Origin of the sequence: Bacillus cereus group sp. N12 (genome assembly GCF_016483575.1) — a bacterium.
GTDB classification, from domain to species: Bacteria; Bacillota; Bacilli; order Bacillales; family Bacillaceae_G; genus Bacillus_A; species Bacillus_A toyonensis.
On sequence record NZ_JAEHBO010000095.1, the window covers coordinates 1 to 16,949 of the forward strand.

Sequence of the window (16,949 nt, forward strand, 5' to 3'; positions counted from 1 at the left end):
TAATTAAGGATTGCATCAGATAACTTTTTAGAGACTAGTGGATTCTTGTTTAATACTTCAACTGGTTTATCATTCAAGTGTGAATTTATTTGAGCATACAAAGGTCCATCAAACGGAATACTAGAAGTAAATAAATGATAGAGCGTACAACCCAACTGATATACATCTGTTTTTTTCTCATAATTTTTACCTAACCATTGTTCTGGAGCAGTATAGGCAGGTGTTGACATGTTTCCGACTGTGTGAGTGCGAGTAACTGCATCTATAAATTTAGCAAGCTCAAAATCACCAATCTTAACCTGAACATAGTTTGCAATAAAAACATTTGAAGGTTTAATGTCACGGTGAAAAAGACCTCTTTTATGGGCAAATTCTATTCCTTTAACCAGTTGCCCAGCAATCAATAAACTAATGTAATAGTAAGTATTTGCATCTATTTTATGTCTATGAACATTTATCCAGTCTTCAATAGTTCCCCCTCAACATATTCCATTGCAATAAAATAAGTTTCATTAACCTTTGATTCAATCTTCCCATAATCTAATATATTTACAATATTAGTGTGACCTAACAATTTTGCTCCTGCAATTGCCTCATCTCGCAATATTTTATAGGCATTAGGCTCATTTTTTAGGAAAAGAGAATTGACCCCTTTTAAAACAATGTTTCTTTCAAGGACGTTATCCTTTGATAACCAGACTTCCCCCATCCCCGCTCTTCCTATTATACTAATAACTTCATAACGATTATTTACTAAACTTGCTGGAAACAACAAAAAAAGACCCTCTTTCCGAATTATTTCATAAATACATTACCATATTTAATGATTTTTAGAAGGTCAATTATCTTAAATTTTAATAAAATCAAAATTTATTAAATGTATCATTTCCATGAAACCTAACACTAGTTAGACAGATTATTTAACACTTAGAGAGTAGATCCTTAAAATATTGGAACAATATATTCATAGAAGCTATATTACCTTGATACACAACCTAATCTATATCTTGATCTACTTCATGTATAACTCTGTTAGCCAATGTATATAACTTCTTAGCCAATTCTCCTATTTCCTTATCAATTATACCATCATAAATCAGCTGATTTAACAGTTTACTGATTGGATATCCCTTATAATTCTCACCTTCAAATTTCCTTGTGAATATCTCTCTAATATACTGTTCTAACATAAAGCGATGCTTAAAGGTCTCGACTAACATCGTCTCATCATCAATAAACCTTTTTAAATTTAAACTACTTAATCTTTCTTCACTACTTTTTTCTTGAGCAGGTTTGATTACAGGCTAATTACTACTAGACTGTTCACACCTAGTATTATTCTTACTCTTCTTACCACGGTTCCCTTTCCAATTTAGAAAATGGTCATCAGCTATATCTAGATGGTATATGATTTATCTCCTAATGCATTATCATTCCTTTTTTCCTAGTTAGCACTGACCCTATTAAAATGAACAACTTCATTATTAATTAAAGTGAAGACCCCCTTACTATCTTTTTTTAAACGTATTATTAAATTATTAATTTCTTCGCTATTCATACCTACACTATTTCCAATGCTACCATTGTGAACTATACGATTTCTTATTTGTGCCAGTTCTTTCCAATCATTTAAAAAAGTCTTATATCCTTTATCTGCAATAACATCTTTTAAACTAAAACCATTCAACTTTTGAAATAGTCTAAGTCGTCTTTCTCTTCCTTGATAACTCTCTAATAAAGCTTCTCCTGCTTTATCTGTTTTCACTTGATACTGAATCAATGTCCAAACAGCCTGTTCTAACATCATTTCAAGCAAAGTACAAGTAAACACAATAGCGATTTTTTGCCCATTATAGGTATCTAACTTTTGCTGTTCAACAATATCCAACAACATATGAACATCTAATGATGGCCAAACTGCTCTCGTTTCATTTAAAGCTCCACAACAAGGAGCTGGAACTCCTAAATTACTCAGGTTTCTATCTGGATCATTGAAAATTTCTTGACAAGAGGGACACTTAATATATGTACTTAACTTCATTTTATTATTCCTCCATTTATATCAGCTTTAATTACATTAAACACTATAAAGATTTCAATATAATTTTCGTTAATATACCATTAAACAACTTTATGTAGATAATTTAATATTAAACACTAATATGTTCTTTTGCAAATCATAAGAAAAACATTGCTTTTTAAAATATAAAATATTAATTACACTATTAAATTTCGGATTCAATTTTCCTACTTCTTCATATTTTAGTAATACTGCCATCTGTACTTTAACAATTCTTAATAAAGCCGGTTCTATTATAGAATATGCTGGAACTACAGTTGAATACCTTAGTAAACTAGGAAAAGGGGTTTTTGCTTCATTAATCTCATCAACTTTCCAGTCCCAATACTTATCCTGTTCTTCTACTGTTAAATCTTTTGTATCTTCCTCTACCTCTCTCAACAATTCTTCTAATTTAAATTTATTTGTCTTTTCCATTTCATCGGCATAACCACGAATAGAATACAGTCGCATTCTAGTTAAAATATAAACATATCCTCTTACACGTATCTAATCACCCTTTCACTTTACCTTCATAACATATATCTTGCGTCATAATCACATTATTTAACATATAATATTTTCATTTATTTGCATGAAATAAGTAAACTATATAATCTTATTTTACCCCCTAAAAATAGAGTACTTATTCAGCACTCTATTAAAAGCTATGTCCTTCCTCACCATTATCTTATCCCTATACACCTTCCCCACTTCCTTAACCGTACAACCTCAATAAACAAACCCCACGACTTAGAAAAACACATGTAAACTTACTGCATACAAAGCCCGTAGGATTAATTCTAGTTTTTAGGTACACTACAGAATCAAATACTCAATCTTTTGTTGTTTCTTCTTCAAGCACTCTGTTCAGTTCTTTCTATCAACTTCACAGAGGAAAACTCGCTGGTTAGAACCCATTCGCGATTATAGAACTCAATTGTATAAGGGGGTGAGTGGGTATTCTCAATAACTAGACTTGTTGAGAATACGATTTCTTCCTTTTACCAACTTAACTGATTGAATCATTATCTTTTTTAATTTCCAAATTCTTTTGAATACAATGATAAAATTACATTCCTAATTTTTTTCATCTTTTTGTGTATTTTGAAATTTAAATTTCTGAGAACACTTACGATACTTCTTGAAACATCAAGTTATTCTCTCCTACCTCGAAAGTAAGTCAATCCTCCTATACTTTAAACTCACAAAAAACCTTTCAGAAATATATTCATATCACAATGTAGCGTACATGCTATATACACTTACTTGCAATAAAACGTAAATCCGAAAGATTTTGGTCATTATTGAATATTCAAAAAGGGAAAAATTCTTAGTATTATTCTGATTTTACAATAATATTTCTTCTAAATTATTGTAACCTTTAGATTAAAAAATAAATTATTTAAAATACAGCTTTTTTCTCTACACGATTTAAATTAAGTAGTTTGTAATTCCCCACATAACATTTTAATTATCAAATCTGAATTCAAATTAGGTTGCCCCTGCCTTGCATAATATAATGTAAATCTAGAAGATATGTCTTTTGCAAATTGATTGGTTATCGTTGCAATTTTTTCATATTCTGCAATAACAGATTCTTGACTCAAAGATACAACGTCTTGAAAATCTATAAAACCACCTGGAAAATCAGAATATGAAGGAAGAAAATGATAACCTAAACTATTATCATGTCCATTTCTAAACCACTTTTCCAATGCAGACCTCTTACTATTACTTTGATTTTGAATATATCCAGTTCTAGCTTGTTTAAATTCTTCTAAATCCTCATGATTTAATATACGTGATAAAAGGATTTTTTTATACTTTCCTTGAGCCATCTCACAAGAAGGTGTTAATATTAAAAAATACTCATTCCCGCTTCTCTTTAAAATATCCCCAAAAAATAAATCTTGCTTTATTGGAGGTTTAATATAAACTTCTGCCGGATGAAAATTCTCATATTTACCAGAATCAAGATCCACTTCTAAATAACTCTGAAGTACATTTAATGTATACCTTAAAAGGGATTTTTCCTGTTCTTTAGAATCTTCTTTGCTTTTTTCCCACTCATTTAAATTTTTAGAGATTTGCTCCCAAAATAATTTATTTAAACCGGACTCTAGAATCCCTTTAGTACCTAAAGTAGATGTTAGTCCAATTCCGTACCATTGAACAATTTCCTGTATAATTTCATCAATTGAATCGGTTTTTTTATAGATTTTTAAAAAACTATTACTCTCATCAATTTTCTCAGATGAAAATTGAGTAGGATATCCTGTTCTAATTATTATTGGGACTCGTATTTTATTAACAATAATATCTACTAATTTATTACCATCTAAATCCGATGGCTCAGTTGCTGTTTGGTCTAAGTTAAGGTCAATAATTGTAGCATCAAAATCATTTGTTAAAAGTAGTTTAAGGCTCTCATTAAAACTTTTACTAAATTCACAAAAAATCTGAAAATCGACACTGTCATCATTAAAATCATCAATTGCATCTTGTATAGCTTCAATTTGAATTTCTTCATCTTCAATTATTAAAACTGATATTGTAGTTTTTTCACAAGTTGGAACTTCGCTCATTCTATACTACTCCTACTTTCTTATGGTTAATTTCTATTCTAAAATGAGCCCCCAAGTCACTATATATTGCTTTGAGTTCTCCATTATTACGCTCAATTGCTTCACCAGCAATCGCTAAACCCAAACCAGTTCCGGAGCTTTCACTCTTACCACTAAATCCAGGTTCAAAAATAGCTTCATTTTCAATATACTCTTGTTCAATGCCTGGTCCATTATCGAGAATATCAATGATACTAATGTCATCTTCTTGATTAATATTAATAGTAATGTATCTATTAGGATTTTTCTCTTGCTTTAACCAATAAATACTATTCTCAACTAAATTAGTCATACACATGAGAAAATCTTCTTGAATTCCATATACTTTAGAATTTTCTTCAACATTTATATTAAATGCAATCCTATTATAATTAAGCTCATTTTCAAAAATTTCATATATATGATTTACAATTTCAGTTAACTCAATATTTTTAGGATTACTTCTCCTTGGTGCAGTTAAAGGATCTAGTTTATTGAAAAGTTTTTCTAATGATATCGACTCTTTCTCAGTTTTTCTAAGTCTATCTAAAATTTTTGTAAATAATGGATTCTCTATTCTTTCCTCTTCTCCTAATTTAGTTAACCATTTTATAGTTCTTGGAAGTTGATTACTAAACCACCCTAATGATTTTCTACCTTCATGCAAAATTACTGAAATAATCTTTCCTAAAGTAGCTTGTCCTTGGTATATAGCAATAATTTCTTTAAACTGCTTGAACTCAGTATTTTTTTGTTTTTCTAGAGTTCGAATTTTATGGCTAACATTCTTCTTTATTTCTTCAGCAAGCTCATCAACTTTTGCTGGATTATCTTTAATTTTAATCAAACTTTCTTCCAAGCTATTATTGATATCAGAATTAAATTCAGTAAAATCAAATAGTGATTCAATTTTACTTGTCGCCGAAATATTATTTAAATTCTTTAATTTTAGTCGCCTATAAGTAAATCTTTTTTTCTCTACTTCCGTAAGTGCTTCTAATATCAAAGCTTTTAGGCCTTCATAATATTTATTCTCTCTTAAGCCATCCCGAGCACTTTTCTCTTCCAAATAGGATAACTCTTCTGACTCAATCATAACAAAACCAGCTATTTGATCCATACCTATTCTTTGGGATGGGTTTTGGATACGTCTATTATCTAAGTTTAGCCAATCAAACCCTTGATCCCCATGAGGCCTTATGCGAAAACCATTTCGATATATTCCAACCCCTCCCGCAGATTCTTTTAAAAGTTTCCTTACAAATGTTTTGTTAATAGATTCTTCAGATCCTCTATGCTTTAATTTGCTAATTAATAATTCAAGACCTTTATCATCTTTATCAAAAACTTTAAAATCTAACTCTATATTTCCACAATAACTTTGTGTATTTTTTAAATTTATTTGTTTGGTAAAATTAATAACTTCAACAGGCGTACTATATGCATTCTCATAAGTTAAGTTTGCCTTTCCAGTAGTATCAATGGTACCAGTTAGCCTAAAATTATATAACTCCAAAATAGGAAAAGGCTCAATCTTAGTTCTTTGATTTTTGTTCTCATCCTCATAAAAATTTTTATACTCTATGTAAATATCAAATTCATCATCTATGCTATTATCAATAGGTGAGACTAACCTTCTTAATTCTCTAGTAATATTTTTCATCTCTTTTTCGGTTAGTAATTCAATATACTCTTTTCCGCCTTTTATTAATAAATTTGTACCATTTGGCATATTTATTTGGTGAGATTCAATTGGAATCTTGATGTCTCTTAGATATCTTGCAGTTTCAAATTCGGTCCAATCAATTTTCGCTATGGTTTTGATTCCATTTTGTATAGATTGTAACTCTAATTTGTTTCCTAGTACCGCAACAGCATACCTACCAATCCCTTTTCTTCCTTGAAAAGGTCTCTTCTTCGGGCTTTTTTTCTTTATTAGTTTATGATCTGTCCCCGGAACTAGCCATGTATTAATAATCGTTTCTTTGTCCATTCCATGGCCATCATCACTTATATTAATTAGTAGCTCACCTTCTTCAATAGTAAATATAATATTTACACACGAAGCATCTGCATCATATGAATTTTTCACTAGCTCAACAATAGATGCTGGAATATCTTTTATTAAATCTCTTCCAATTGCTGTAATAATCCTTGCTGCTGGTTCAATAAAGTGCTGCGTCATAGTTTTCCCCCTTACCAAAACTTTCTAATTAATGAATTTCAATACTGGAATTATCATAACTTACAAGACCTACACTCTTTGCCATAAGTGGAGGAACAGCATTTCCTACTTGTCGATGCTGTGCATTTACTCCCCCTGAGAACCCATAGCTTTTAGGGAATGATTGTATAAGAGCTGTTTCATAAGGTGTAAATGACCTTGGCTGATTAGGATGAATAAATTTCAATCCATCTTTTTGCAAATGCGCTAGAATTGTATTTGAAGGCTTATTCCAAGCATGTTTAACATAAGTGTCCACATGTTTATTTTTATCATACGGATATAAATCATTTAATAAGGAATTAAATTCTGAAGAGCTAGGATTAATAAATCTAGATAAATTGCTCCCTTGCTTCATCATTGAAAAAATGACAATATCTCTAAAATTATGCTTTCTAGACTTATGCATAGTCATATTACACGGTATATCATCGCTATCATTCAAATTTCCTAATATCTCATTATAACCATTACAGAAATTTTTTAACAACTCCATTTTTTTATATTTACGTTTTTTAATCTCATAATTTTAATTTAATTAATTAATCATTACATAATTGTATAAAGTCTAAGTTTTTCCTATTAACAAACAGACCTTATTCAAAAATCAACTAATGAAATTAGATAAAAAATTTAACTAATTCAAATCATTCCATGCAATAACCTTTTTACCATAATTTCAATATAATTTATAATAAAAAACCAGATTTTGAAAGCATCCTAATCAAAACTGGCTCTTTATTTTGTAAATTTAATTATTTTATTAAAAATCTCTTAGCAATCCGTTTTATAATTACACTGAGAAACTATTTAGACAATACCTCTTTTACTGCTTTTGCAATTACTTGTGACATTATTGGTGGAACAGCATTCCCCACTTGCGTATATTGCGCTGTGCGAGGTCCTTCGAATTTATAGTTATCTGGAAATCCTTGCATTCTCGCTGCTTCTCTCACAGTCAAAGAACGACATTGTTCTATATCCGGGTGTATATTATAGTGTCCATCTTTTGAAATATGAGCCACAACAGTATGTGGCAGACCATCCCACCAATGTACTTTAAATCTATCCAAAAAGGCCTTTTCATTTTTATGTGTTTTTAAATAACTAGGTAAATGATTATACTTTAGTTGTTCACCAACGCTAGCTTTTTTTATTGCTATTCTATATATTTCTGCATCACGTTCTTTTAATGGTCGAGCCTTATGGTTTAAAACTCCAATACTCTCTTCTCTCATTGTCTCTTCATAACAAGAAAGCTTATGATTGTTATCAGTTTGACTATATTTCATTACTCCTAAATCTTGACCTTCATTTGGCTTCAATCGGGGTAAATCTGAAATTACATTTCTAGTACTCATCGAACTTTCCCAAGGAAACTTATATTTCGAAAAATCGGGATAAGTATATCCTAGACTTTTTTGAAAACCAAACAGCAATACCCTTTTTCTTCTTTGAGGTACTCCAAATTCCCCAAAGTCTATGATATTTTTTTTATCATCATCTTCTATTCCAGATAATACAGTGTATCCAATTTCATCAAAAGCTTTCTTAATTTCCTCGTATACTTTTCCCTTTTTAGCTGTTAAAATCCCCGGAACATTCTCAAAAATAAATGCTTTAGGGCTAAATTCTTGAACTATTCTTTTATAATACTGAAATAAATAATTCCGTGAATCTTTTTCTGCGTTTTCCTTCATTCTACTACGTCCTACTAAAGAATAAGCTTGGCAGGGTGGGCCCCCAATAATAAGATCTACTTCAGTTACATCGTTATAACGAAGAGAATCTCTTATTAATTCAATTACTTGATTAGATGATGTTGCAGTTGAATCATTTTGAGGATTTCCAAATTTTTTATTGAGAACCTCCCTCTCAATTTTTTGTTTCAATTCTGGATAATTGCTGTATACTAACTCTCTATACTCATTTACTTTTCTATAATTAATAGATTCACGTAAATAGGTAAAATATAATTCTAAATCATTACGTTCTTTCAAAAAATGGTAAAACAGGCGCGTTTTTATCGTTTCACACGCCCACATTTCTTTCTCTACATGGGCCAAAATTTTAAATCCTTCTTTATGAAATCCTTCACTCAACCCTCCTGCTCCAGAAAATAAATCAATTACAATCATTTACAGTACTCCTCTACAATTTCTAAACTATTTTGATAAAATATTTATTAGCAATTAGTTGTTTAAATAAATTATCTATCTCTCTCACTTTTTCGCCTATAATAATTGTTCCAATCTCTACATTATTAACCATACCATTATAAGAGAGATTAGATGATGATACAAAAGCTTTTTGATTGTCGACAACAATTACTTTTGCATGTAATGAAGATAAAGATTCACTTTTTTGATATTTATACAACTCTAAATTAGTCAAATCTTTACGATTTGTAATAGTTTTCATATAACTCAAGTTTTTAGTATTATCATCAATAAAAAATTTAATATTTACTCCAGATAAGTTTTTATTTATTATAACACTAAAAATTTCATCAAAATACTCAGAAATTGCATATCCTGTGATTAAAATTTCTTTTTGAGCCTCGAGAATAATTTGACGTACAACACTAATTGTTTTTCTAAATCTGCTATCTATATTAGCTGGAAGTGTTGCAACAAATTCCACAGACTCTTGTGTTTGTTCTTGTTCATAAATTTTAAATAGTAAGAGCAGTTCTAATAACTGCTCTTTACTAAGCTTATGTAATAATGTACTTGAATTTGTTAAATTTACATCAAGCTGATAGCCATTTATTTTAAGGTGCTCTGTATATTCTTCAACATTCATATCAGCATGTTTTTTCAATTCATTTTCAAGTACATTTTTTAAAACATATAAACGGGATATGTTTATTTGCTCCATTTCTATATCAACCCTTCAAAAAATGGAGCAAATTGACTATCAATAGTTTTTACAACTAAAGACCGATCTAATAAACGATTTCCCACTTCACAAGATGTCTCAGAAATCATAGAGCAGGCAAAACATGCACACCCATTTAAATGATTATCTTCGCTTGGTTCTAAACTTGCACAATACGGATCACTAGAACAGAATGTTGCATCCTCTAAAGCTTTTAAAATCAATTCACGTAATTTTTTAATAGTACCCATTTCTACCAGACCACCTAAAGACCCTTCTTGATCTGTGCTCCCTGTGTAAAGAAGAATTCCAGCCATATCTTCACCGCAATATATCCTTTCTTTAATAGCTACAGAAGAATATCCTGATTGCAGTGACAACTGTTTAATTAATAAATGAGCAAATGTATGCAACATGACATATACTATATTCTTATTATCACGCAATTCCCAGCCTTTACTTTCTATCCATTTTGAATATAAAGTTGAAAATTTATCAGACCTATTAGATAAAACTTGATTATTTTTTATCCAACTTGCTATTGATTCTTTATTAAATTCGAGAAAAATCCCTTCACCATGAACTTCTACAGCAGGCAGCCAATTTTCATTACTATTTGATTCTAGCCAAACAATTTTTTTTGGTTCATTTACATCTGGTTCAGGACTATCATTTCTCATAAAACCCAATAGTACTAATATCTCTTTTAATCTATGTGCTTTTATTATATTTTTTAAGTATGGTTGTAAATCTATAGGCACCTTCTCTATCTCAGCTTGAAATACCCCTCCTAAATTTACTTTATCCTTAAAATTAGTGAATGTATGGTATTCAGCTTGTTTTATTTGATTATATTCCATTTCCTCATCGGGATTTTTTCTCTGTTGATACTTTTTAAATTTCTCCAGGAAATCATCTGCATTAGAAAATCCTCTATTTTCTAAATGATTCAATTCATAATACTTAATATACCACTGATCTCCCAGCGCACTTCCCAATACTTTTCTAAACTGCTCAATTTCATCATTTAAAGAAATGAATAACTCATTTAATTCTTCTCCTTTATCAGGAATTACAATAGCACTTCTCAACGCAGGGAAATAAACATTTGAAGCTCCTCTTTGCAGAGGAATAATAGCTGAAACACAAGGTGATTTTTTATTTAATTTATGAGGGTGATTACCAGTACACTTAAGTCCCTCAAAATAACTTTCTTGTGTAGCCCCTCTCATTGTCTTACGTTCCCCACACTCACATTGAACATATAGAGACTCCAAACTGGAATTTTTACCAGAACTCTTTAAATACAATTTTCCCCTACACTCTGTTTCTTGCCTATTATGTACCCACCATCTCCATGGAAAATCATCTAAATGATTTTCCTGACAAGATACAACAAAACGAGCTGGATAGGATTTCATCGAACAATCAGGACAACTCGGTCCCTTACTTAAATAAGTACTCATTTTAAAGGTTTCTCTTATATCAAATAAATGAAAACATTTACTGCACACATGATAATTTGGAAAAGGTATAGATGGCAAATCATAAGAACCGGTGACAGGTATTTTTTTAAAATAATCCTTTTTTAAAAATTTAGCTAGTTTGTTATCATATATTTTTTCGTCACAGTTTTGCCAATACTTTATATCTAAAACCATAAGCGAATCATTTACTGAATCTATAATTGCTCCCGGTCCATATGTCGTGATAAGCTGTCCAGGTCTAACTTCTCCAACTTCCTTTTTCATCATGATTCCACCCTTCATAAATATACAACGAAGATGTTCCTTCAACTTGTCTCATTGAATCTAGTGTAGACTTCCCGCCATACTGTTTATCCTCTGAAAAACGAGCTAATATCCTATTTTTACTTTCAATACGCGCTTGTTTCTTATTGGGATAAAAATAATACTGTAAATCTTTTTCCAAGGCACTCTTTTCAATCCATTGATCTAAAAACTGATTCAAATCAACCATACTTTCTTCAACATTACGAGGTTCTACAATCCTTATCCGATTCATAAGTACTTCTTTAAGATAACTTAAATCTACATCTTTAATGTTTCCCGCATCTTCATTTTTTGCTAATTCTATATTAGTAAGTCTTAATAATGCCACGGCGATAGCATGTAGAACCCTATCTCTTGCCCTAGATGCATAAGGAGTTGCTGTTGTCCCTTCAACAAAGTGATATAGACGTTGATGATACCCCTTGAAATTTTGATAATGTGACATATCACGAGGACGGTATGGATTGTAAACCGTAACAACTAAGCCTGGTTTACTTCTCCCTACTCGACTTGATGACTGAATATACTCAGATGTTTGCTTAGGTTGTCCTGTTACTACCATTAATCCTAATCTATCCACATCCATACCTACCGAAATCATATTCGTAGCTAATACAACATCTAATTCTTCATTTCCAACAGTTCTTTCCAATTGCTCTAATACTCTTGGAATTTGGCTTGATTGTACACGTGAAGTTAACTCTGGTTTACGGTTAATATACCTTTGCTTTGCATAAGAGTGTTTTTTTTGTAAAGTCTGAATTCTTTTCTTAATGTCATCATCTAATAGCCTAACAGCTCCACCTAATTCTCGAACACTATTAAAATACCCAACTAATGTTCTATAAGGATCAACATACCGCGAGAGTTCCTTATCCGCTAATAAATTCTCTGTTGTTTGTAATAAAACTGCATATACCCTTAATAATACTGTTTTCATAGAATTTCCAGATACACAAATACCTGTATATAGTCGGAATGGAAATTCATCAATATTCCTTTCTTTCGCAAAGAAAGAATCTTCTACATCTAAACCAGATGGAGGAAATTGTTGGGTTACTTTCCTCCCAAACACTTTCTCTATTTGATTGGCTGCATTTTTTATCGTTGCTGTAGCTGCAATATACTTAGGTTTAAGTACCTTGCCTCCAATACTTACTGTACTTAATTCCTCAACTATAGTTTCATATCCCCCATAAATAGTTCCCAATGGTCCAGTTATCAAATGCAATTCATCTTGTATAATAAGTTCAGGGGGATAAAAAGGTTTAACTTGATGAACCATTGCATTGGGATTTTTATGAAAACTCTGATGCTTTTCCCCTTCAGAAATAAAACCACATTTTTCACACAGTCTATTAACTCTCCCAAACAAAGATGCTGTTTTTTCCTCCCAAGGTAATCTAGCAAACTTATCAACAGTTGATATCACTACTGAAGGTAATTTTCTATAAATTTCTTCATCTATTAGATATACAGGGATATGATTATGCTTAAAAAAACATTCTTCATTTCTGCAATAAATCTGTACACCTATCTTTATGGTTTTTGTATCCTCATTTGGTAGGAATTTATAGTGCAATTCTTTATTTCCACAACATGGACACTCAATTATTTGTTTTCTTATTTTATTATATTCATAAATTACTCTATCACTACTTCTAAATTTTGAATCCTCAGTTAAATCCGATAATCTATTAGCAGTAACCTGTGCTCCCACCCAGAAACCTACTGAAAACTCTGATTTACCAAACATAGATTGTTTCTGACGTATATATTCACTTGCACATATCATACGCATCAAACGATCTCTTTGCTGAGTTGTTAACAAACGCAATGTATATCGTAACAAAATTGTAACTCCACCATCGCGTTCATAAGAATCAGTAGTCGAAGCAATAAGTCGTCTATAACCTAATAAAAATGCTGCAATTCCTAAATAGGCTTCAGTTTTTCCACCACCTGTCGGGAACCAGAGTAAATCAACCAGTTCTCTATCTTTAGAAGCTGGATTAACAAGGCCTTCAATGTTAAGGAGTATAAATGCCAACTGAAAAGGACGCCAATTGAGACTATCCTTTGCTAATTCGTTCTCTAATGTCGTTGACGTTCTATTTTTAGCATAATTTTTCATCGCTATTTGCGTATGCATAACTTCATTCATAAACTTAAATGCTAAAAAAGCTTCATTATTACTTTCTAGAATTTCAATACCCGTTCTAATTCTTTCTATTACTCTACTACAATTCTTTACAACCTGCTTTGCAGATTGTTTGTCTTCCACATCCTTAGACGGTAACATATTAATCCAATTTTCATAACGGTTAGCTAAATTATTTAATTTTTCAACAACTCTTTCTCTTTGGACCTCTTCAGCAAATTTCTTAATTGAAAAATAGCTATTTGGCATTTCTCCATATTGTCTATCAAATGGCAATTCAGTACTCATACTTTCTACTTCATGAATAGGGATAAATTCCGAACGAATTTGTGCAGCATATTTTATATCATTATTATTCCAACTAACGGCACATCCGAATCCTTTAGCGAATATCGGCTTATTCCTATACAAAAATTCATTAAAATTATATGTATCCTTCCTCGCTTCATTCTCACATAAGAAAATCCGTTGACTTTCAGTGTGTTCTAAAATTAATTGACATTGAAACATTGCATTATTACTATTTTTATCAACTGTCTTATTTGTTAAAAAAACTGAGATTAATACTGCGTTTGTACCTTCAATTTCTTTTTTATTTACTATTAAAAAAACGTTTTGGGCAATTTCTAAATCCATTTTATTTTCAAAAGAATTTATATATATTTGCTCCTCAAAACTTACAATGTCTCTAGTCCATATCGTTACTTCTCGCTGTTTTTCATTATCGAATTTCTTAGATGACGTATATTTTCCCCATCCACCTTTAACAAGAAAATGATTAGTATCTTTTTCTATATAAAACTTTACTCCCATTGAATTTTGTTGTTTAAATGTTTTTGTTTTAGGAAGAATTGTCTCTTCTTTTACATTATTATTCTCAGTACCCTCATATTCTTCATCTAAATTATCAACTGAATAGACTTCTTCAAGCTCTTCTTCAAATATCTGTGTTTCAGATTCTAATGGATATAGGATGCCCGTAATATAAGCCTGTGATGGAGGTTCATAAATTATATCCTCTTTATTATGTTCGGGTCCGATTAAATCCCTTTTAAGGTCTTTAATTAAAATTTCCCTAACCATTTTATATTTATTTCTTTCAATATTAGTCATATTTTTCTCACTCCTTTTCCATAGATCCAAATATAAGCCCCATTTCTATAGGCTTAATTCTATATCCTCTATTCAATTCTATATTTTTCACTGTTTTAATTAATAATGATTCCTTTAATTGCTCCACAGATAAATTATAGTTCTCAATCATTGCTATTTCTTCATGATCAATTTTTTTATTTGAAAAATAAATAATCTTGTTAAGAATTCGTGAAGCCCGTCTTCTTTCAACTCTCACTTTTGACATAGCGTTATAGTAAATGTCCGTATTATTTATAAATTCCGGTATTTCTAGCGCCTTTCCTAACAAGATAATGTCTTCTTTATTTCTAGGTCCATAACTATATCCCGTACGCCAATTCCTCAAAATAGATTTAGTAGTTTTTTCCCAACCTATTGTTCTCATTTTCATATATAATTTCTCGTCAGTCATTCTAGATTCTAAAAATTTCTCTTCATACAATTCTCTCCAACGCTCAATAAGCATGTATAACTTTTTATTAATATCCATATTTTCAATTGAATGAATAAATATGTTATATATATCTTTACGGGCATCATTATCAATAAATAGGATTTCATCTTTTATACATAAATCTTTAAACCGCTTGCGTATAACACGTTTGTTCTTTTTATCAAGCACCTGTATTCGGCTGTTTTTAGTAAAAAATGCTAGGCTATTATCATTAAAATATACTAAAAAACCAGTAACTGCTTTCTTGCCCTTATACTCCCGAAATTCCCTTAATAAGTGCGTTTCAGATTGGGTAACCTCCTCCATTAACTTAGATAATGTTTCATCCTGATTCACTTTTTTTTGTCTAACAAATCGATTTAATCTACTAAATAAATATGTATATATATTTCCCACACTACCCTGTCTTATTTCAAAGTGTTTAAGTGCGTAATTTTCAAAATCTATTATAGTTTTCAATTTATTTATAAGTAAGTTTATTTCAATATTATATAAATATACTCTCGCATTTTTATAATTACACTTTAATAACAGGCTTAAATCACTGAGATTTACAGATGAATAGATAACTAAGCTATCACATGTAATAACCTTCATTTCATTAATAATATCATTTGCAAGCACAAATAAAATACCATTATCTTCCATATCACTTGAAGAAACACCTATGGATATTGATAACATTTCTTTAAGTGCCAATTGCGCTATCTTATTAGGAGAAACTATACAAATACTCTTACCACAGCTATATTCCTTAAGTAAATAATCTTTTAACTGTTCCCATTTCGGACATACACTATCCAGTTTACACTTATAAAGTATATCTTCAAGCATCTCTATAATTTGTTCAAAACTGTCATTTTCGTATCGGTAATCACTCTCTTTTAACTCTTGCATTATATCTCTAATTGTTTCTTCATAAGGTTGTAACTTAGCAATAAGGTCATATAAAGCTGCATTAACAGGCATTCTAATAAAAAGATATATTAATTTTGCTACTACATGCACATCGTATTTTGAAAATCTTTGTTTTTTTAACACATCTAACAACTGTATTGCTCTTTCAATTTCACGTTCAAAGTTACTAGAAACGTATTCTATTTCTACTGAATTAATACTCGATTTTCTAAACATTTCTTGTGATAATTGTTTAATATTACATGATTCATGATAATTTATAGATTTTAATATATCCCCTACTAACAGGTATTGTTTTAAATTATATCGTTGTAAGTAAACAATGCGATCGTCTAAAGGAGAGTTAAAGAAAAACAAGGTACCTGTAGGGAAATTAGAAATATTTTTTTTGATTCGTGAGCAATCAACAAATACATAATCATATTTAATACTTTGATCTTTTAATTTATCAATATTGTCTGTAATATTAAAGGTAGGTGGTTGACTATCCTTTCTACCAAGTAAATTTCTATTCCCCCTAGAAATTGTTTGCAGTGTATGGTATCCTGTCGCAACTGGATAAATGTAGTGTAAAGGGACTTCACTCGGAATCTCACCACTATAGTATTTATATAATAAATGTCTCCAATATACCCTTGCAAAATACGGATCATCAATATTACAAAAGCCAAAATAATGATGCAGTCTATTACATAACAGAAACAGTTCATTAGTATTGAC

Annotated in this window: 13 protein-coding genes; all 13 read right to left on the minus strand. The window is 30.5% G+C overall.

Annotation, left to right across the window (positions count from 1 at the left end):
- Window positions 1-470, minus strand: a 470-nt coding sequence (locus JDS92_RS26405; protein WP_199632786.1) for a protein kinase domain-containing protein, incomplete at its 3' end; no start/stop codon positions are given.
- On the minus strand, window positions 455-775 hold the full coding sequence (locus JDS92_RS26410) for a protein kinase family protein (protein ID WP_199632775.1): 321 nt from the start codon (window positions 773-775) through the stop codon (window positions 455-457). The genes JDS92_RS26405 and JDS92_RS26410, both read right to left, overlap by 16 nt.
- A 220-nt stretch (window positions 776-995) precedes the next feature.
- Window positions 996-1,220 (minus strand): hypothetical protein, encoded by a 225-nt coding sequence (locus JDS92_RS26415; protein WP_199632776.1) that lies wholly within the window; start codon window positions 1,218-1,220, stop codon window positions 996-998.
- A 224-nt stretch (window positions 1,221-1,444) separates the two neighbouring features.
- Complete coding sequence (locus tag JDS92_RS26420; RefSeq protein WP_199632777.1) at window positions 1,445-2,041, minus strand: hypothetical protein; 597 nt, start codon at window positions 2,039-2,041, stop codon at window positions 1,445-1,447.
- A 90-nt stretch (window positions 2,042-2,131) separates the two neighbouring features.
- Window positions 2,132-2,497, minus strand: coding sequence for a hypothetical protein (locus JDS92_RS26425; RefSeq protein WP_199632778.1), 366 nt, complete (start codon window positions 2,495-2,497; stop codon window positions 2,132-2,134).
- Window positions 2,498-3,498: 1,001 nt separating this feature from the next.
- On the minus strand, window positions 3,499-4,647 hold the full coding sequence (locus tag JDS92_RS26430) for a hypothetical protein (protein WP_199632779.1): 1,149 nt from the start codon (window positions 4,645-4,647) through the stop codon (window positions 3,499-3,501).
- A gap of 1 nt (window position 4,648) precedes the next feature.
- Entirely contained in the window at window positions 4,649-6,850 is a 2,202-nt protein-coding gene (locus tag JDS92_RS26435) for a sensor histidine kinase (protein ID WP_199632780.1), read from the minus strand.
- Between the two features lie 28 nt (window positions 6,851-6,878).
- Window positions 6,879-7,385 carry a DNA cytosine methyltransferase gene (locus JDS92_RS26440; RefSeq protein WP_199632781.1) on the minus strand — a complete coding sequence of 169 codons (507 nt, stop codon included), beginning with the start codon at window positions 7,383-7,385 and terminating at the stop codon, window positions 6,879-6,881.
- A 310-nt stretch (window positions 7,386-7,695) separates the two neighbouring features.
- Window positions 7,696-9,027, minus strand: a complete 1,332-nt coding sequence (locus JDS92_RS26445; protein ID WP_199632782.1) for a DNA cytosine methyltransferase — start codon at window positions 9,025-9,027, stop codon at window positions 7,696-7,698.
- 22 nt (window positions 9,028-9,049) lie between these two features.
- On the minus strand, window positions 9,050-9,769 hold the full coding sequence (locus JDS92_RS26450) for a phospholipase D-like domain-containing protein (protein ID WP_199632783.1): 720 nt from the start codon (window positions 9,767-9,769) through the stop codon (window positions 9,050-9,052).
- A gap of 2 nt (window positions 9,770-9,771) precedes the next feature.
- Complete coding sequence (drmB, locus tag JDS92_RS26455; protein ID WP_199632784.1) at window positions 9,772-11,520, minus strand: DUF1998 domain-containing protein; 1,749 nt, start codon at window positions 11,518-11,520, stop codon at window positions 9,772-9,774.
- Window positions 11,495-14,836: a DISARM system helicase DrmA gene (gene drmA / locus JDS92_RS26460; RefSeq protein WP_206773076.1), complete on the minus strand. Its 3,342-nt coding sequence runs from the start codon at window positions 14,834-14,836 to the stop codon at window positions 11,495-11,497. The genes drmB and drmA overlap by 26 nt, the downstream gene beginning before the upstream one ends.
- Window positions 14,837-14,843: 7 nt before the next feature.
- Window positions 14,844-16,949 (minus strand): DISARM system-associated protein DrmE (drmE, locus tag JDS92_RS26465; RefSeq protein WP_199632785.1); only part of this gene is annotated, 2,106 nt, incomplete at its 5' end.

Bases quoted from the DNA above. Each gene is read 5' to 3' on its own strand.
- drmB (WP_199632784.1), bottom strand. From the start codon at position 11,520: ATGAAAAAGGAAGTTGGAGAAGTTAGACCTGGACAGCTTATCACGACA.
- JDS92_RS26445 (WP_199632782.1), bottom strand. From the start codon at position 9,027: ATGATTGTAATTGATTTATTTTCTGGAGCAGGAGGGTTGAGTGAAGGA.
- JDS92_RS26440 (WP_199632781.1), bottom strand. From the start codon at position 7,385: ATGGAGTTGTTAAAAAATTTCTGTAATGGTTATAATGAGATATTAGGA.
- JDS92_RS26435 (WP_199632780.1), bottom strand. From the start codon at position 6,850: ATGACGCAGCACTTTATTGAACCAGCAGCAAGGATTATTACAGCAATT.
- JDS92_RS26450 (WP_199632783.1), bottom strand. From the start codon at position 9,769: ATGGAGCAAATAAACATATCCCGTTTATATGTTTTAAAAAATGTACTT.
- JDS92_RS26430 (WP_199632779.1), bottom strand. From the start codon at position 4,647: ATGAGCGAAGTTCCAACTTGTGAAAAAACTACAATATCAGTTTTAATA.
- JDS92_RS26415 (WP_199632776.1), bottom strand. From the start codon at position 1,220: ATGTTAGTCGAGACCTTTAAGCATCGCTTTATGTTAGAACAGTATATT.
- drmA (WP_206773076.1), bottom strand. From the start codon at position 14,836: ATGACTAATATTGAAAGAAATAAATATAAAATGGTTAGGGAAATTTTA.
- JDS92_RS26420 (WP_199632777.1), bottom strand. From the start codon at position 2,041: ATGAAGTTAAGTACATATATTAAGTGTCCCTCTTGTCAAGAAATTTTC.
- JDS92_RS26425 (WP_199632778.1), bottom strand. From the start codon at position 2,497: ATGGAAAAGACAAATAAATTTAAATTAGAAGAATTGTTGAGAGAGGTA.